This window comes from Pseudomaricurvus alkylphenolicus (genome assembly GCF_011683955.1).
GTDB classification, from domain to species: domain Bacteria; phylum Pseudomonadota; class Gammaproteobacteria; order Pseudomonadales; family Cellvibrionaceae; genus Pseudomaricurvus; species Pseudomaricurvus alkylphenolicus.
The window spans coordinates 575,969-595,187 of record NZ_JAAQPI010000001.1 but is presented as its reverse complement, the minus strand read 5'-3'; the positions used below and the strand labels follow the sequence as shown (position 1 = coordinate 595,187).

Here is a 19,219-nt window from a genome sequence, read left to right as displayed (position 1 = left end):
TTTTTGATTTTCCAAGGACGTATTTTAAATGAAAACCCACTCAAAATGCTAGTTGTCGGTTTGTGAGAATGGTTCGATAACTGGTCAGAACGGAGGCATCAGTAAGCACCGGCTAACAGGATTCAACCGGTGCTTATGGATGATCAGGGATTGTGGATGATCAGCTATTTTTCAAGGTCGTCAACAATCATGTTGGTGAAGCGATAATGCATTTCGTCCCAGAAAGGCGCATAGAACTTCTGGTTGTAGACTGGGGATTTTCTGGCTTTTTGTACAGATTCACAGATCCTTCCGTCTTCTTTGAACGCGCCCGCAAACATCTTCATTGCAATCTGCCTGTCAGCAAGTGTCTCTTTGCTGGTGGCGAGCTCTTTTTGAAAGCGATAGGTAGAATGCTGGCGAACTTTTGACGCACCATTTGGAAGTGTAAACGCCACCTCAAGGTATTGGGAGGAGCTGCAGAAATAGAAGTTGGGGTAGAGTGTTCCAAAAGTCTCGTTTTCGGGCTCCTGTTGGGCATGTTTTCCCAGGTGGGGAGCCTCTACCGGAGGATAGGTTTGCTGAAAGTCAAGGCGGTTATAGCCGAGGGCCATAAATTTTCCGTCAATAATGTTCTTAAAACTGGCGACACCATCCTCCTTGATGCGCGGAACTTCAGGTGAAGCGTTATAAAGCTCGTGTACGAAGTTCTCATGAAGTACGTTGAGACACGCATTCTCATAAAAGGTCTTCCAGTTGCTCTTTACGTCTGCTGTTAACACTGTAGGATTTCCATTTTCGTCCAACCCTACTTCGCTGCCCTCCAGGTCATATTCTTCTGCACAGCGAAGAATCGGGGCAATATATTTTTCGAAGGGCTCGGGATTGTCTGACAGATTAACGAAGACTGTATCCAGGAATACCTCACAGTGAACAGGAACCAGATCGACCTGCTTGTCGGCCAGCACATCCAGGTTACCTTCTCGAGAGCCGTCCCAATAAGGGGTCTTAATCAGTTTGCCTTCCAGGTCGTAAGTCCAGCCGTGATAGGGCGTTACAATTTCCTGGCAGTTCTTTGCAGGGTCAATTGCCGCCTGGCAGCCATCGTAGGGGCAGATGTTGTGGAACACCCGAAGAGTGTTATCCAGCCCTCTAACCGCCAGCAGTGGGATTTCGCAAATTTCAAAGGGCTTGATATCGCCGGGGCTGTTTACATCAAACTGAAAAAGAGCTGCCACCCAGTGTCGCATATAGATTTTGTCAATTTCCAGCTGATAGAAGTCTTCATTAACAAATGCCTCCGCGGGAAGGGTCAATGCACTCTCTATCGGGCGACGAACGCTGTTGATTTGCTCGCTATTCAGTAAGTCATTTATCGATTTAGCCATGAAATATTTCCTTTTGAGACATAAAATTCATAAGAATACGAATTATGCTGTTTGATGTATGCCCTTTGTATATGTGGCACTGGAAAGTGTAATCAGGAGGCTCTTTCGGACTAAATAGCATTATTGTTACCTATAGTTAAGCTTAGTCTGAAGTAATGGAAAGAAGGTATCGTTCGGGGTTGGAATAATCCAACAAAAACAGTAAGTTATTCGCCGTTGCCTGCTAACAGGTCCGGTATCGGAGAACGTGGCTATAATCTAAGTATTTGATTTGGGTCAAGTTGGTGCCTAGTCAGATATTGGCTCAATATATGAGTTGAGGCAAGTGCATCGACTTGGAAAATACTCAGATCAGTTTCTAACTATCGTGAGTTTCACATTTATCGTTGAGGTGAGGAATGCAAGACGCTTTCCATAATATTGACATCAAGCTTCTGAGAATATTCCGTACCGTTGCAAAAAGACAAAGCTTTTCGTTGGCTGCGGATGAACTGAATACCAGTCCTTCCAATATCAGCATGAATATGGCGCAGTTGGAATCGCGATTACAGATGCGCCTCTGTGAAAGAGGTGTAAAGGGATTTCGCTTGACCAAGCAGGGGCAGCAGGTTCTCGATGCAAGCGACGAATTCTACGGTGCGATGCGGAAGTTTCAGGATCAACTGCAGCTGGTCGCAGAAGGTGAGCACGAGGTCGTTCGCATCGGCGTATTATCGGAAACCATCGTTGATGTGAATATGCGAATTTCGGACATTCTGAGAGATCTTGAAACCTTGTTCCCTGGCATATGTTTTCACCTGGAGTTTGAGCCGGCGGTAAGGTTGAAAGATCGAGTGGCCGAGGGAGACCTGCACTGCGCATTTGGCTATTTCGAAAACCTGTCGTCCTCCTTTCGGTCACGTTATCTCTATTCTGAGCGACACCTGTGCTATTGCAGTCGCGAACATGAATTGTTCCAGAAGCCCGACAGCGAGATCAGTAGTTTGACCCTGAAATCCTACCGGGTAGCCGGCTATGATGACTTGGGCGAAGAGGAGGTTCGAGAGATGATGCCGGTGCTTGGGAAGCTGGATTCCTATTCCAGAACCAGTGAAGGTGTTCTGGCACTTATATTAACGGGCAATTATATAGGGTTGTTGCCAGAGGGCTTTGCGCAATATTGGTGTGAAAGAGACATGATTCGCGTTATTGACCGGCAAGAGGTCGAGCTGTCGGTCGATATTGAAGTCATTTACAAATCCAGTCGCAGTAAAGAGTCGATGATTCAGGCGCTTCTGGAGAGTATTAACAGGTTTTACCCTGTGTCGAGAAAAAATTCGAATGAAGACGGGGCATAATCCCTTCTGCCGGCAGGAGGCTCAAACCAGCAGCCCATTTTTATAAATTTCCATAGATATCAAGAGGTTAAATCTCATAAGGTTTCTCTTAGGTGCTCATCAGGTTTCCGATATTTACCTTTGACCTGTTTCCTAGGAGCATAAGCTCAGGGTTTGATAGTCAGAAAACGTTAGCAGCAAGAGGTCTTATGAGCTTAGTTATCGCGGATCGATGGTTTTCCAGGAAGCGTATAGATGACGATATTACGCTGCTTTGGGAGCCCCATGTCGTACCGCTCCTGAGGTGTAATATCTGGCATATTAAAGGACGGGACCGCGATCTTCTGATCGATACCGGACTGGGTGTCTGTAGCCTGCGGGAGGCCGCCAAGGACTTGTTTGCCAAGGATATTCTAGCGATTGCCACCCATACACATTATGACCATATCGGAGGGTTTCACGAGTTTGAATCCTGTGCGGTGCATCGGTGTGAAGCACACTCCCTGGTACGCCCGGAAGACGCCACTTTGCTCAGCAGTGGCTTTTCTACCGATGAGCTGGAGAGTATGGTCGAAGCGGGTTATGTCTTTGATCGCGATGAGCTGATCTTGGCACTTCCTCATCAGAAGTTTGATATCGCCAGTTTCCAAATCAAAGGGGCAAAACCAAAGTGGTTGTTGGAAGATGGTGACATCATTGACACTGGCGACCGCCATTTTCAGGTAATGCATCTACCTGGACATTCCCCCGGCAGTATTGGCTTATGGGAGGAAAGCTCCGGAACCCTGTTTTCGGGAGATGCTATCTACGATGGACCTTTACTGGACAATATTCCCGGCTCCAATATTGAAGATTATTTGAATACGATGGAGGCGTTGCGAAAGCTGAAGGTTAGTGTGGTGCATGGAGGCCATGGGCAGAGTTTTGGTCGTGAGCGTTTTCTGACATTGATTGACAGTTTTATGACCAGGCACGGTCAGTACGCCTAGACGAGTTGAAGATACAACCGAGTTATTTCTACTGGAATTTGGAAAACCTATCCATGCACGAAAAATTTCGAATAGTACCCTACCGCGAACATCCGCAGTACGTCTCCCAAGCACTCAGCTTTGAGGCTGAAAGCTTTCCCAAGTATATTGAAGAGGACGCTGTTTGGGCTGATATATCCCCTCACTTCTATGATGAATTCGCAGATTTCCAGTTTTTTGTGGTTGATGAGACCAATCATCAGCTGGTAGGAGTTTGCAACTGCGTGCCCTTTAATTGGAGCGGCGATCCGGATCAGCTGCCCAGCTATCATCAGATGCTCACGGATGCACTCAAAGACTGGCGCGCCGGAAGGCAAGCTAACACACTTTCTCCCGTGCAGGCTATTATCAACCCAGTCTACCGAGGGCAGGGTGTATCACAACTTATATTTGCCGAGGCCGCGCGCTTGTCGAGAGCACAAAGAATGACTTCGGTGATGGTAGCAGTAAGGCCAACTCTGAAAGATCAATACCCTCTGGTACCAATTGAGGAGTATGCCCGTTGGCGACGATCGGATGGACAGCTATTTGATCCCTGGCTTCGGGCTCAAGAGAGGATTGGTAGTGAAATGATCAAACCCGTGGCAGCATCTACGGTCATCGAAGGGGCGATTGCCGATTGGGAGCGGTGGACCGGAATGAAGTTTCCCGCAAGCGGTGAATACTGGTTGCCGGGAGGACTTTCAACCCTGACGATTGACCTGGAGAATAATATTGGACGTCACTGCGAACCCCACGTCTGGTATAGACTTTCCGGCGACGATGCATAAGCCGCAACTCGAGGCGGTATCCGAGAAGCGTTCCGGTACCGAAGAAGCCCCGTGTCGATCTTCGACCAAAATCGCTTGTTAATTAAGTATTTTCATCTTTGCTTCTCATGTGTGAAGCCATAGTGCACACATGGGTAAGGAGTGCTACGTGTCTCTCGATCGAAATCAAGTTAAACTGATGCTGGGGGCCCTGGTGGGAATCAGCCTCAGCAATTTTGCGATATTCAGTGCACCACTGTATATCGGCGGTCTGATGGATGGATTTGGTTTTAGCGAGCGGCAGGCGGGTTCGATCAGTACCGTTGAAATTGGATCTATAGCAGGGGTATGCCTGTTATTGTCCGGAACTCTTAGCCGCATACCTCTGCGTTATCTGGCAATGACTGGCGCTGTGCTGATCCTGGCGGCTAATTTGGTGACATTGCTCCTTGATAGCTATCTTTCAATACTGATCATCCGAATCATAGCCGGTGTTGGCGCGGGTGCATGCCTGGCGGCTACCAGTGCACTGCTAAGCCGAATGGCAGACCCGGATCGGGTAATGGGTATGATGCTGATGATCAATACGGTATTGATGGTCATCGCCCTGACACTGATGGGCTACGCCAAGGCGCATTGGATGTTTGGTGGATTTATCCTTCTGTTCACTGTGGTGGTGTTACTGTCTCTGCCGCTAATATTCTTTCTGCCAAAACAGTCTATTACTCTATCCCCGATTGGCGATCAAGTGAGTGCTGGTTTGCACAGTAATCGAATGTTGGGTGTCTTGGGTGTTAGCTTATTGTTTGTGTTCTGTTTGATAGAGGGAAGCATTTGGTCATTCAGTGAACGCAGTGGCACCAATCTTGGCATAAGTGATGGCGAAAATGGCCTGCTTCTCGCCCTGGCACAGGCATCGGGTTTGTTGGGGGCGGCTGCGGCAGCTTTTTATGGGGATCGTATTTCTCGCCGTTATCCCGTTGTTGTTGGTATCCTGTTAATTGGCAGTGCTGGTATGACCATTTACCAGACCACGTTTCAGCTCGTATATGCCGCCAGCCTGTGCATTTTCAGTTTCGGTTTTTTCCTTTCTTTCCCTTATCTTGTCGGTGCTTGTGCCAGATTGGACAAACACGGTCGTTGGGCAGCCAGGGCGAATGGCATCAATATGCTCGGGGCAGCCACCGCACCATTGGTCGCGGCGAATATTGTCAGTTCATATAATTACCATTCATTAGGAACATTTTGTTTAGTCCTTGCTGCAATTTGCCTGGGTATGTCTATGGTCTTTGACCTTCTAAATGGACGCAAGACATTAAGGGCCGTGGTTGAGATAGGCTGATCACGGAATTGGCTGGCATGATTGATTAGCTTTATCATAATTGTCAGCAGAGGATGATAAGTAGTTAACAATGATGAATGTAGTAGTTCAAACTTTGAATATGTAACTATCGATAACCCTGTGAGAATCTAATGTTGGTTATCAAGCAGGGACAATTTCGTCATAATCGTAATTGTTTCCGGTGGATGTGATTAGAGAGATGAGTTTCGCTGAAACTATGAGGAGATAGAGCATGAAAATAATAGAAAGAAATAGTGTTTCAAAAGGTGGTATGACGCTGTTGCCTTCCATCATTAATCCGTTAGTGGTTGGAATTCTGGCGGCGTCCCCGGCGGGATTTTCCCAAGCAGAATCTTTCCAGCTGGAGGAGGTAATTGTTACTGCGACGCGTCGCGCTCAATCGGCCCAGGAGATTCCTTATAATATTGCCGCTATCGGTGGTGAAGATCTGGAGAACACCGGTATTACCAACGGCAGCGATCTGTTGCAACAGGTACCAGGTATTTTTGTAAGCGATGTTGGTGGTCGAAGCAGTATAAACAGCAATATCTCCATACGCGGTATTAATGCTAATAATCCGGGTAATAACAGTATCGTTCAAAACCTGACGGAATCATCAGTCTCAACTTATGTAAACGATACACCGATGTTTATCAACATCAGCTTGTCAGATGTTGAGCGAGTTGAAATGCTGCGTGGCCCACAGGGAACACTCTACGGTTCGGGTTCTGTTGGCGGTGCAGTTCGCTACATCTTTAACAAACCGGACGTTGAAGCGTTCTCTTCCAGCATTTCCGGGCGTGTATCTACGAGTGAAGAGTCCGATGATGTGAGCTATGAAACGAACTTTATACTGAATGCACCGCTGGCTGATGGCGTTGCGTTGCGTCTTGTAGGTGGGTACGAGGAACTGGGTGGATTTATCGATGCACGTCACCTCTATGCTCGCGAGAGTGACGGCTCACCGACGCCATCCGGTGATTACTTGACATCGGGTCCTGTTATAGGGCCGAAAAAGGAGGACACCGATGGTTCTGACAGCTGGAACGTTCGTGCTGCGCTGCATGTCGACTTGAGTGACAGCTCTTCAGCGCTGCTGACTGTCGCACATCAGGAGGACACCTTTGACGGGGACTCCATTCGCAGGATTACTGATCTTGAGAGCAATAATGGGCCGGAGTATGTCCATGATATCGACAGCCTCTCCTTTGGCGAAGCGGAGTCTGATCTTGTCAGTCTCGAACTCTCTTTCGATCTGGGTTTCGCCACCCTGACCTCCTCAACAGCACATACCGAGATTGAAGTAGACAACAGCATCAACAGCACAGAAATCTATGTTGGTATTGAGCAGGATACCGGTTTTTACTCTGGCTATCCGCGTATCTCCACGATTTCCACAGTCATTGCTACCGATGAGGTGTTCACCCAGGAGTTCCGCCTGGTCTCCCAGGGGGAATCAAACATCGACTGGGTTGTGGGCGCCTTTCATAAGGATCAGGAGCGCGGTTCCCTGTTTGCTGATGAGATGGTGGGATTTAATGATTGGCTGATCGCGGGTGGAGCGGCAGCGGATCCCTTCGGCTACGCCCCCGTTTCCAATCCTTCCTATGTGGATATCCCCATTGAAATTGCCCGTTCGGTAAGCTTTAAGGACATGGCTCTCTTTGGTGAGCTGACTTACCACATCACCGATCAATGGCAGTTGACCGGAGGTGCCCGCTTCTTCAAGCAGGATTTCGAGCAGGACGTTCGAGTGCGCTTGCCCTACTGTAGTGTTTGGTGTGCTGACGATGGTGAAGACCTATTGGGTACTTCAACATCTTCTTCACAAAAGGACTTTCAGGACTCCATTTTCAAGATAAACACCTCGTATCAGATGACTGAAGATCACATGGCTTACTTCACATGGAGTCAGGGCTTCCGTCATGGCGGTGCCAACGCGATTCCATTCAACGAGGATGCCTCTCTGAATGCTTATGATGCAGACACGCTGGACAACTATGAAGTCGGACTGAAAGGTTATCTGGCGGACAATAGCGTGTCCTATACACTGTCTTTATTCCGCTCAAACTGGGACGATATTCAGCTCGATGCGTTTGTCGGGCCTCTGTTGACGCCGGCCGCGCTCAATGGTGAGGGTGCCCGCAGCCAGGGTTTGGAGTTGGATGTAAAAGCCAATCTGTCTGAGAACCTGGTGGTCAGTGTCGGTTATACATATACCGATGCTGAACTTACCGATGACGCCGTACTGGCCGGCGTCACCGCAGAGAAAGGGGATGGTATTCCCGGCGTATCAAAGCAGGGTATATCCCTCTTTGCTGACTATACTCTGCCGCTGAGCGACAGTGAGATCATCTTCCACGCAGATGCCAGTTACCGCAGTGATTTTGAAACCAGTTTTAACTCGTCGTTTGGTAATTATGCCAAGCTCGACGGTTATGAAGTGGTCAATGTAGCGGTTAACTGGATTACGGAGAAGTTTACTGTTGGCGGTTACATCAACAACCTGACTAACGAGGAAGGTGTGACGGCAACGAGTACTGAGCTTGCTGGTGCATTGGCAGAGTCTGGTTTTGCCTACGTAATGCGACCCCGTACCCTTGGTATTTCAGCGACCTACCGATTTGAGTAAAGTCTTGAAAAAGCAGTGCCGGCCTGTGCCAGCACAGGCGAATGCCAGGCCGGTTAATCGGTTTGGCATTCGCCAATATTGCTTTCTGCAACGTTTCTTGTAGCTAAATCGTCTATATAGATTGACTTCTCATATCGCACTATAAACGGCCGCGAATTATGCCCGAATTTCACAATAATGTCTGTAGATTATTGGGCTTCGAACCCTTCAGCTGTAGTCTGCCTGGTCTGCCACTTTCAATGGGTTTTGTTTCTTCTCCAATCGTTCTAAACCGCTAATATGGCTGGCCCGGAAAGCAGATTGCTGGAAATCTGTTTTCAGATGGCGTTTGAGAATGCCGAAAATCTCAAGAATCGCGTTATAGAGGGGGCTTTCATTGCGCAATTGGCTGTATCTTGGTGATTCTGCTTGACCCCTTTTCTGTGAGCGCCACTTTGGCCAGAAATGTCAGCGCATTGGCCAGGGTGGTTAATGTAGTGCAGCGGGGGGCAGTAGTCTATTTGATAAGGTGAGGTGGGCCGATTCCAGTGACGTCGGTCCCCACCTCCCTTATAAGCACTCTGTACAAAATAAGACTAAATCTGTCCCTTTAGGGAGGAGAGAGCGATGTATTCCAAGAAACAACTTGCCCGTGAAATAGCCGCTGTGTCCGCAGCTGTGTTATTGGCCCCTTCTGTCCTGGCGGTAGATAGCTTTGCCATTGAAGAAATTGTGGTCACCGCCCAAAAACGTGCAGAAAGTGCCCAGGATGTGCCGGTGGCCATTTCGGCCTTCAGCGAGGATATGGTTGTCAATACCGGTGTTGATACCCTCACCGATATTATTCCCATGATCCCAGGCCTGACTGGCTCTACCTACGGCATTGCCACCAACACGTGGGCTATTCGCGGTATCAGTACCAATGACTGGAGCACTGGCTCCGAGCCCAGCGTTGGCGTGTTTTTCGACGACGCCTATATCGGCCGCAATGGCCTGGCCACCGGTGCCTTCTTCGATGTTAACCGCATCGAAGTGGTAAAGGGGCCTCAGGGTACACTGTTTGGTCGCAACGCCTCTGTGGGGGCGATCAGCATTGTCTCCAATAAACCGGAAGATGAAACCAGCTTCAGTGTCGGTGTGGGGCTCGGTAATGAAGGTCAGCGCGAGTACAATGCCGTGGCCAACCTGGCGGTCAGTGACCAGCTCGCTCTGCGTGCCGCCTATTACGGCTCCCGGATGGAGGGGGTGTGGAAGAATGTCGCCTCCGGTGAAGAGGGCTTTAGTGATAACGACAGTGTTCGTCTGATGGCCCTCTGGGCGCCCAGTGACACACTGGAAGCGCTGCTGACGTTGAGCTATAGCGAAGCCGATACCAATATGCACGGTGTCTACAACCCTGGTCTTTCTACTGTTGAGCCCGGGGAGGAGTTTCCGGACAAGATATCCGTGACCCCCAAAGAGCGGGAAACCAACCAGACCGATGGCGCCAATCTGCGCATCACCTGGGACCTGAATGACGACCTGACCTTGACGTCCATTACCGATGCGCGCAGTTATACCAATACTTACGATCAGGATATCGAGGGCTCAACCAATGATGCAATTATCGATGATGGTGATTTCTATGGTGGTGCCACAATCCAGCTCGATATTGGGCCCACGGAGCAGAGCAGTATCTCCCAGGAGTTTCGCTTAAACGGCAGTACGGACAGCGTCGACTGGTTTGTTGGTGCCAGCTATTTTAATGAAGATATTAGTAATGAAACCTTTATCTATATAAAGGATACAATGGGCCTTCATATGGCGTGGGCCTTCACTCTTGCCAGATCTGCCAGTAGTTTGGGATAATGTCCGTCGCCTTGGGTTACGATCAAGTTCCTCAGCAGTCTCGTAAGGCGCATATATGAGCAGCATCCCCGATGGAATTTGCTTTACCTCTCCCTCCATGTTGAACTCTGCAATCTGGATTTGAATACCTATATCATGAAGAAATCGAGATGAATACCGATTTTCAGCGCCATGATGACCCGTGGGACAACCGTAAAATGAGCCTTCTAATCGAATCAACATTGCTTCGCTCTCCCCTGCCCGCGCTCTATTTTGACGCATCTAAAGATGATAACTGGCTGACCGTTGACGATCTCCAGCGCCTGTCTCCGAATACTCTGTTGAGCGTTTTATCGAGATGTACCACTGTTTTGATTATCTGAGGGGACTTCTGATATTCAGTGCATGGATGTTGCTCAAAAATTGACCAAGAAGGCTGGCCAATACTGATGATCGAAGTCTAGATTTAGTTGTGATTCAAAAGGGACGGTTGTGCTTGCTTGGAAGAATTTGCGACGATGAATGGTGTAGTGGTTAAATTGAGGAAGCGAACCCTCGCGCGACAAATCAACGACACAGCCCGAAAAACCCTTATAAATCAACGGCCTTCAAATCCGGCCTCCGGTAAACGAAACACACACTTTCCCCTCCGGGTCTTCGAATAACGTCGAAAAATAACAGTTCCGCTAAAGCTGGTAACATTCTAATTCATAGAAACATACCCCTGTTTGTACATTCTAATGGTTAGGATAAAGGAGACTGCTAGATTGGAATTCACATGGGGGTAGTTTAGTGATTATTCTGAGATCCAACAGAGAAAACTCCCTCCGACAGCGGAGTAGTTTTACAATAGACGAGCGGCGGGAGAGTAGATTCCTGTTGACAGTGGAACCAATGAGGAAATACTGGCAAATCCCGTAATTGGCGTTGTTCTATTCTTCACTCCACCAGGCGATATTCAAGTCAAGAAATATGACTTAGGATGCCAGTCTGTCCATCGGAAGGAAACAGGGCTAAAGGAGCGGTCAGTTAATAACAGCACTTTGCGGGATTCAGTTCTTTTTTGAAGTCAATCTAACCTTGGGTCAAAATACAAGCTTAAGTCGGGGAAACCTAAAGGGATGCGAGCAACCAAAACTATTCCAGATTAGACTCCTGAAACTGAAGATTCCAGGTCGCCAACATAATATTGGAAACTGTTAGGTGAGTGAGCACCAAAGCATCTCCCTGAACACACGCAACCATTGCAGTTGTTTACCAGTGGTTTCCAAAGAATAGCGAAAGTAGCGATCGATCTTGCGCAGAGCATAGCTGATGCAGTAACCGGAACAATCGTTGTGAGAGCCACTATGAGTGAATCTTCGGGTTGTTGTGCGTACTCGCAAAGTATCGTGCTAATTATAGAAGCAGGTATTGACAAGGCGCCCATATGGCAGCATACTACACGACTGTGTAATAGGAGTAAAAGAACCGCCGGAGCAAGCTTGAGTGGATACCAGGGAACACATGATTGTTACCGGCCTGAAACTGGTGGCAGAAAAGGGCTTTGCCAGCGTTTCGGTGCGTGATGTCACCGACGCAGCCGGCGTTTCTTCCGGCCTGATGCGCCATTACTTTGGCTCCAAGGATAACTTCTTTCAGGCCATTGACGATTACATTGTCGAACAAACTCAGGATTGGGTTGAGTGGGTTCTCGATGGTAAAGACTCCCGTGAGATCTGGAGCCGCACAGCTGAACGACCTGAGAATGTACCGTTATTTCGAAAGTACGATAAGTGGGTGACCGTTGAGCGGCCTGAAGCTGCGGCCATTAATTTGGAGCGTACCTGGACCGCTATCGAAAAAATGGTCGAAAATATGGAGGAGGCTGGGGAGATTGCCGAGGACGTAGACCGTTTCTGGTTAAAAGTCCTGTTGCTGCTTATTGCCTCTGCGAGCCATCTATTTGATGATTTTATTGAAAGGAAGCTGGGAAAATCCCCTTACGACCTGGATACGCGAAATGCCTCGTTTGCAGCGACTATGCGTATTCTGGAACACGGCTTTAAAGACAGCTAATCTGTCTTGCATTTAATGTTGCTCGGCACTTCAGTACGCAGCAAACATGCTCTGATACCTTTCCTGGGCTGCTAGTCAGCAGCCAGTATGCCATTCGTTTCCCCTACCTCTAAACACTACGATAAGACATCGTCCGCGTATCGTTAGCCGTGATTACAGGCTTGTTCTCTTGTTGAGATATTTCGGAAAGAAATAAGAAGCACCCTGGCAGAAATAAAAAAGTAAGTTCCTCACCCTTGTCGGCTACACGATCGTGTAGTAATCTATTTAACAGATAATCCCATCGGATTATAAAAATGGCGACGATTTGAAAATGCGTGATTTGAAGAACACGCTCTTCCAATATCGATACATCGCCAGGTTGCTACGCATCATGCCTGCGTATTCAGCGTATTACCTTGGCTTACATACAATACTACTGCAGCTGGCCAAACATTTGAGGAGAAAGAGTGTGTCTATCACTGTAAAGAGAAGAGACAATAAAATACTGACAACAGCTATCGCATTGATCGCTGTTACCGGTAATGGCGTGCAAGCAAACGAAGTCAGTGAACCAACCAAAGACAATAATTTCGAAATAGAGGAAATAGTCGTTACAGCTACTAAGAAGGGGGCTATGGCACTCTCCGACGTTCCGCTTGCTATTTCTGCTATCAGTGGTGACAGTCTGAAAGATTCTGGAATGCTTGATTTGGCTGAAGCTGTTCAGCTGGTGCCAGGGGTATCTGAGGGATTGAGTTCAGGCTCTCGCGCTCAAAAAATCATTAATATTCGCAGTATCGCACAAAACGTTAATATCTCGGAAGGCACAACAGGATACTATCTCGGGGATGCTGCCTTTTTCAGCGCGCCTCAAGCGCCGACTTCCCGTTTGTATGATATGGAGCGGGTAGAGGTGCTTCGCGGGCCGCAGTCGACACTCTATGGTAATGGTGCCATGGGGGGCGTTGTACGGTTTATTCCCAATGCTCCCAATCTATCGGAGTTTGAAGTCAGTGGCTTTGGTGGATGGTCTGAGACCGAGGGAGGGGCTAATAACCACCACGCATATGGCGCGATAAATGTACCCCTGATTAACGAAAGTCTGGCCTTGCGCGTGGCCGGCGGCTATGAGGAAGTTGGCGGTTTTGGTGATACCGGTGCACCAGGTGCGGTTACGGGTAAAAACCAGGATGGCGGCAAGATCAAAAGTGTGCGAGCCGTTCTCGGCTATGAATCGGCCTCCGATCTATCGGCGAGTCTATTGGCCCAATACAACAAGTCTGAATTTGGTACGGTTGGCAGCTTTACCTTGGCCAATAACGGTTTCGTCAATGGTGGGCCGGATGATGTCAGAGAAGACGAGTATCTGATGCTAGCGGGTACCATAAATTATGACCTCGGATTTGCTGAGTTGACCACAGTCACGACCTCCATCGAGTGGGAGGAAAGGGGCTTACTGGATGTCGAAATTGCCGGTTTCGCGGCACTTAATCAGCAGACGCTGGAGGAGCGTTCCTATATTGGTAATGAGACCAGGCTGGCATCGGCTGGTGAGGGTCCGTTGGGCTGGGTTTTCGGGCTGTTCTACTCAGATGACACGCTGGATATCAAGGAAGCCTCGGTGGCGGAAAACCTGCTGCCATTTGGCGCCGATGCTGACGGCAATACGGTGATCGCTGATGTCAGCTCATTGGCCGCGACAGAAAGGCAAACCATTGCTGTATTCGGAGAAATATCTTATGAACTGATGGAGGGCAAGTTGGTTCCTCTGTTTGGCCTGCGTTACTACGAGGAAGACTTCCGCTCAACGACCGACTCAATCACCAATATTTCGGTGTCGAGCATGGGGAATGGCGCAATACTGCATGACCCGGCGCTGCCTTTGGGCAGTATCCCGAATTCGGAAGACTCTGGTGAATTACGCTTTAACAGCACCAATCCACGTTTCAATCTTGCCTATTATCCGACGGATGGCTCGACCTACTATGTCAATATTGCCAAAGGCTTTCGTGGGGGTAACGCCAATACCAGTGCGCTATGTCCAATTACCACTGGCTGTCCCGCCTCAGTGCCCTCAGACAAGTTATGGAGCTATGAAGTGGGCACCAAGCAATCCTGGTTGTCCGGCCAAGTCACTTGGGATGCCGCACTTTATTACATGGACTGGCAGGGCGTTCGTGAATTTGTCAACTTTGTTACGGTCAATGCACAGATCGGTGCCGGCGATGCAGAGATCTATGGGGTTGACTTCTCCCTGACAGCCAGGCCTCAAGCAATTCCTGGCCTGACGCTGAACATGGTGGGCAACTGGAACAGCTCCGAGTTGAAAAATCTGGAGCAAATCGCTATCGACAATGGTGCAGCCGAAGGCGACAAGGTGTCTTTCGTTCCTGACTGGACGTTTACGCTGGGGGTTGATTACCAGAGAGAGATCGCCGATAACTTAACGCTGCACGTCAATACGTCCTTTAGTCATATCGAGGAGCAGCGCAGCGGTTTCGGCGACTTGGCCTTTGTGGCCGGCAGTAAAGGCTTTGGCGATAAACGTGATCTGCTACGTGCCAGGATCGGTGTCAAGACCGAAAAACTCGGAGTCTACTTGGTGGGCGCTAATCTGCTGAACGAGGACGGGCCCATCAATGATGGCTCTGGTATCGTCACCCTGGATTACCCAAGAACCCTGGGTTTGGAGATTTCCGCTGACTATTGAACTGACACTGAACGGGTAACAACACGCGTGGCGGGATGGCCACGCGTCATTACAGGAGACTGATATGCGGATCGTTAGTGATCGGCAGGTGAGCATACGGGAGTTGGTCACCTTTTTCACTGTCACCCTGATACTCTCTGCGGCCTATGTTTTACTGTCCGGGCCCATGGTAAGTCCAGGTGTTGGTTACGACAAGGCGCTGTCATGGTATCGGGAAAAGGCAAAAGTGATCATCTGGGCGCCCATGTTGTTCGCTTTACTGACGGTGATTTTGCTTCGGGGAATGGCGGCGACTTTGGAGATTTTAAAGCGCCTGGCAATCTGGAACGTCGGTCTGAAATGGTGGCTGGTGGTGTTATTGCTGCCTCCGGCGACTATTCTCGTTCCCGCAATGATTGAAGATAACATCGCTCAGAAGGATATCGCTGATCTGTTTGTGATTTGGTTAAACAGTTTTCTATTTCTGTTCGCTATCATTATCGGCGAAGAGTTGGGTTGGCGTGGTTACGCTCTGCCGGGCTTGCAGGCCCATATGACACCGTTTATGGCCTCATTGATCCTGGGTGTTCTATGGGGGGTATGGCACTACCCGGTCTGGTTTGGCCTGGAATATGGCATCAGTGGAGACGCTGGCGAGGCTTTTTTGTCCGCTGTGTCCCGTACTACCATCACGGTTACGATTGGTTTTTTATTAACCTGGGTGGCTAACTATACCTGTGCAAGCATTGTTATCGCGATGGTCTATCATGCCGCCAACAACGCCACAATGCGCTTGTTGGATTCGACAGAACTTTCTGTGCTGTATTGTGTCTTGCTTGCCGTAATCGCCGTCGTGGTTGTATTCTTCAACCGCAAGATGTTCTTCGCCAGGCCAGATGAGGACCAAAATCGAGACAAGAAAAATCTGGTCTATCGCAACAATCTGCGAGGCTACCGATGAAGACCTCGAGTCGGCTTCTGTTGTTAATGGTTGTGGTCCTGTCGGCCTGCTTTGATCGGGGAACTGATTCTGAAGCTGCGAAAGCCGCTGTTGATCTGAATAAGAGGCGAGTCCAACAGGTCAACGCACCTCCCATAACGGGAATTGCGGAACAGAAAGATCCAGCTGCCGAATTGCGTGCGTTAACCGACCATTATATGGATCAACTGCTGAAGAGCTCGCCGTATCTGCAGATGATGGCTGGGGATAAACTAACGGGCCTCAATGACAATAGCTTTGCCGGGGCAAAAAAGCGAGCGCACAAAGCTCAGATACTGCTGCAAAAGCTAACGGCCATTGATCCGTCTCAGTTGACCCATGATGATCAATTGACCTACGCCATGTTCAAGGGGCAGCTTGAACTTACCCGTGAACAAGAGAAGTACTTCTGGCACAGCTTTAATGTTACCCCCTATGCGGTCAATAATGGTGTAAGCATTCTGTTGCCCGGCGTACTGGCGGGGACGATGTTCAACGCTGATGCCGATATCGATAACTACCTGAGCTTTTTGCAAGATCTCGGGCGTTACCTTGAGGATGACCTCAATCGGCTCAAAGCGCAGGAGTCGCGTGGTATTCTACTGCCGATGGCCGCCGTGCTAGGTGCGCGCGCCGCTATTGATGGTATTCGACAGACCGTCGTCAGGCTGACGACACTTGATCAGGAACGGGTATCGGCATTGAGCCCGGCCGAGCGCAGTCGACTTGCCTGGGGTATTGAAGACGCCGTGCAGGGACGTCTCACATCAGCGGTCAATTCGTTGCTGGCGTTTCTGGGTGATGCCTATATTGCCAGGGCACCAAGATCTGTAGGGCTGCGACAATATCCAGGTGGCGAAGAAGCCTATCGTTTTGCTATACGCCAGCAAACAACCATGGATCTGGATCCGGCGGATATTCATCACCGCGGCTTACGCTATATGGAAGACATACAACAGAAAATGGCCGATATTCGCCGGCAGCTGGGCTTTAAGGGAACGGCTGCGGAATTTCATCAGCAGATGCGAGATGACCCGCGCTTCTATGCCAAGACACCGGAAGAGGTCGCCGAACGTTATCAAGACTATATTCGTCGCATCGAACCGCATATTAAAAACTACTTTGCTCTGCTGCCCGCGGCTCCCTTCGGAGTTAAGCGACTGGACCCAGCCGCAGAGCCCGGCATGACATTTGGTTATTACCAGGCACCGAGTGCCGTCAATCCTGTCGGAAACTACCGCTTTAACGGCTCCAAACTGGAGAGCCGACCCATGGTGTGGAGCGGCGCTCTGGTTTATCACGAGCTGGTCCCGGGGCATCATTTCCACATCGCCCTGGCGAGAGAGAATGAGCAGGCTTCGGACTTTCGTAGATCCGTCCCTTTGCTGTACGCGGCCTTTACCGAAGGCTGGGCCAACTACGGAGCCAGCCTTGCGTATGAAATGGGCATTATGAATGACCCTTGGGACCGCTACGGCTGGTTGTTGTTCGATGCCTTCATTACCAACCGTCTGGTGGTGGATACAGGTATGAACTATCTTGGCTGGTCTTTGGAGAAAGCGCGTGTGTACATGATGGCCAATACCTTCTCCAGCAGAGAGGAAGCTGATACGGAAACACTGCGCTACTCAACCGATATGCCCGCCCAATCCTTAGCATACAAACTGGGTTACGAAAAAATTCGAGAAATTCGAACGTTTCAGGAACAAAAGTGGGGCGATCAGTTTGACATCAGAAAGTTTCACGCAGCGACAGTTGGGAGCGGAGGCATGCCACTGCCGATGCTGGGGCATCATGTGGATTGGTACATGAAAAATGGCGACCAGGAAAATGTCAATAACACGAGGAGCAAGCAATGAAGGCAACCAGATTGAAAATGACTCGATTGGCGGTTGGGCTGTATGCAGCCCTAATAGCATCACCCTCTGTTTGGGCCTCCTCTGAGAATCCTTTACGCGAGAAGTCCGATCAATATCAAATCATTCATTGCGGAAAGCTGCTTGATGTGGAAGAAAAGAAAACGCTGGTCGATCAGCATATTCTGGTGAAAAACGGCGTTATCACGGATATGGATTCCAGTGTCAAAGCCCCTGAAAATGCAGAAAAGATCGACTTGGCTGATCATGTCTGCATGCCGGGGCTCATGGACATGCACGTGCACCTGTTCACGCAGAGTACCAAGGGAACGGTAGATGTGCTGGGAACCACTCAGTCCAGCGCCTTTAATGCGCTACAGGGGCTGCGTTTGAGCCAGAAACTCCTCAAAATGGGTTTTACCACCGTCCGCATTCCCGGTGATATGGACTATCAGTACGCGAATATTGAAATCCGCAATGCCATCAATCGAGGTGAATTTGTGGGGCCACGGATGTTGGTGGCACCACATTATCTATCGGCCCTGGGTGGCCACGCGGATTTTAATTCCTTTGCGCCAGACGGCCCCAAGGTACAGGGCCCCATGATCGTTGATGGCGTAGATGAGATTCGAAAAGCCATTCGCAAGGAGTTTAAATATGGTGGCGACTGGATTAAGGTCATGGCGTCAGGCGGTGTCATGAGTCAGCATGACGACCCGGAAGTCGCTCCATACAGCGACGAAGAATTGCGGGTAATGGTTGAAGAAACGCACCGCCATAAGAAGAAAATCACCGCACATGCCCACGGTGATGCTGGTGTCTATGCTGCGGTGAAAGCCGGTTTCGACTCCATTGAGCATGCGACCATGATGAGTGAAAAAACCGCAAAGCTCATGGCGAAGAAGGGCACCTACTATATTCCTACTTTCTATGTACTGGACTGGATTCTCGCAATGGGCGAGAGTGCAGGAATAACCCCCGATAATCTTGCTAAGGCCAGACTTGTGGAGAGCAAACACCAGCAATCTGCGCTAATGGCCTACAAACATGGTGTGAAAATGGCTCTGGGTTCCGATTGCATCTTCCCCGTCGAGCTGGCAATCAAAGAATTTGGCGCCATGAATCGTCGGTTAAACGACAATTGGTATGTGCTCCGGGCTGGCACGATTTCCAGCGCGGAGATGCTGGGATTGGATGACCAGATTGGTAGTTTGAAGATTGGCAAACAGGCGGATATTGTGGCGACAAGACATAGTCCGATTGAGGATATGACGAACATTGAGGCCGTTAGCTTTGTGATGAAGGATGGTATGGTTGTTCGCGCGCCGAAGGAAAGGTAATAAAATTGGAAACGGCCCATCCCCCAATGGTCTCGTCGAAAATATCTCGATCGGACATCAAACTGCCAGAGGCGT

Annotated in this window: 14 protein-coding genes; 12 read left to right on the top strand and 2 right to left on the bottom strand. The window is 49.4% G+C overall.

Annotated elements, in window-relative coordinates:
* Nucleotides 1-164: 164 nt before the first annotated feature.
* Nucleotides 165-1,367 (bottom strand): aromatic ring-hydroxylating oxygenase subunit alpha, encoded by a 1,203-nt coding sequence (locus HBA55_RS02360; protein WP_166986509.1) that lies wholly within the window; start codon nt 1,365-1,367, stop codon nt 165-167.
* 398 nt (nt 1,368-1,765) lie between these two features.
* On the opposite strand from HBA55_RS02360, the gene HBA55_RS02355 reads away from it, so the two are divergent.
* The 5 genes from HBA55_RS02355 to HBA55_RS02335 all read left to right on the top strand — a co-directional run bounded on the left by HBA55_RS02355 (nt 1,766) and on the right by HBA55_RS02335 (nt 8,434).
* Nucleotides 1,766-2,704 (top strand): LysR family transcriptional regulator, encoded by a 939-nt coding sequence (locus tag HBA55_RS02355; RefSeq protein WP_166986506.1) that lies wholly within the window; start codon nt 1,766-1,768, stop codon nt 2,702-2,704.
* Nucleotides 2,705-2,892: 188 nt separating this feature from the next.
* The gene (locus tag HBA55_RS02350; RefSeq protein ID WP_166986503.1) at nt 2,893-3,672 is read left to right on the top strand and encodes an MBL fold metallo-hydrolase; all 780 of its coding nucleotides are present in this window, start codon (nt 2,893-2,895) and stop codon (nt 3,670-3,672) included.
* A 53-nt stretch (nt 3,673-3,725) separates the two neighbouring features.
* Nucleotides 3,726-4,481 (top strand): hypothetical protein, encoded by a 756-nt coding sequence (locus HBA55_RS02345; protein ID WP_166986501.1) that lies wholly within the window; start codon nt 3,726-3,728, stop codon nt 4,479-4,481.
* A gap of 193 nt (nt 4,482-4,674) precedes the next feature.
* The gene (locus HBA55_RS02340; protein ID WP_166986498.1) at nt 4,675-5,802 is read left to right on the top strand and encodes an MFS transporter; all 1,128 of its coding nucleotides are present in this window, start codon (nt 4,675-4,677) and stop codon (nt 5,800-5,802) included.
* Nucleotides 5,803-6,034: 232 nt separating this feature from the next.
* Complete coding sequence (locus HBA55_RS02335; protein WP_166986495.1) at nt 6,035-8,434, top strand: TonB-dependent receptor; 2,400 nt, start codon at nt 6,035-6,037, stop codon at nt 8,432-8,434.
* 207 nt (nt 8,435-8,641) lie between these two features.
* Here HBA55_RS02335 and HBA55_RS02330 read toward each other — a convergent pair whose 3' ends face one another.
* Nucleotides 8,642-8,818: a hypothetical protein gene (locus tag HBA55_RS02330; RefSeq protein WP_166986492.1), complete on the bottom strand. Its 177-nt coding sequence runs from the start codon at nt 8,816-8,818 to the stop codon at nt 8,642-8,644.
* 222 nt (nt 8,819-9,040) lie between these two features.
* Here HBA55_RS02330 and HBA55_RS02325 point away from each other — a divergent pair, with 222 nt between their 5' ends.
* From HBA55_RS02325 to HBA55_RS02295, 7 genes are all read left to right on the top strand, one after another.
* Nucleotides 9,041-10,261, top strand: a complete 1,221-nt coding sequence (locus HBA55_RS02325; protein WP_166986490.1) for a TonB-dependent receptor — start codon at nt 9,041-9,043, stop codon at nt 10,259-10,261.
* 149 nt (nt 10,262-10,410) lie between these two features.
* A complete protein-coding gene (locus HBA55_RS02320; protein ID WP_166986487.1) occupies nt 10,411-10,623 on the top strand; it encodes a DUF262 domain-containing protein in 213 nt (70 codons plus the stop codon).
* 1,105 nt (nt 10,624-11,728) lie between these two features.
* Complete coding sequence (locus HBA55_RS02315; RefSeq protein WP_166986484.1) at nt 11,729-12,298, top strand: TetR family transcriptional regulator; 570 nt, start codon at nt 11,729-11,731, stop codon at nt 12,296-12,298.
* Nucleotides 12,299-12,749: 451 nt separating this feature from the next.
* Nucleotides 12,750-14,990, top strand: coding sequence for a TonB-dependent receptor domain-containing protein (locus tag HBA55_RS02310; protein WP_166986481.1), 2,241 nt, complete (start codon nt 12,750-12,752; stop codon nt 14,988-14,990).
* 64 nt (nt 14,991-15,054) lie between these two features.
* Nucleotides 15,055-15,930 (top strand): CPBP family intramembrane glutamic endopeptidase, encoded by an 876-nt coding sequence (locus tag HBA55_RS02305; RefSeq protein WP_166986478.1) that lies wholly within the window; start codon nt 15,055-15,057, stop codon nt 15,928-15,930.
* On the top strand, nt 15,927-17,807 hold the full coding sequence (locus HBA55_RS02300; protein WP_166986476.1) for a DUF885 domain-containing protein: 1,881 nt from the start codon (nt 15,927-15,929) through the stop codon (nt 17,805-17,807). Before HBA55_RS02305 ends, HBA55_RS02300 begins: the two co-directional genes overlap by 4 nt.
* Nucleotides 17,804-19,144, top strand: coding sequence for a metal-dependent hydrolase family protein (locus HBA55_RS02295; protein ID WP_166986473.1), 1,341 nt, complete (start codon nt 17,804-17,806; stop codon nt 19,142-19,144). The genes HBA55_RS02300 and HBA55_RS02295 overlap by 4 nt, the downstream gene beginning before the upstream one ends.
* The last annotated feature ends 75 nt before the right edge of the window (nt 19,145-19,219 follow it).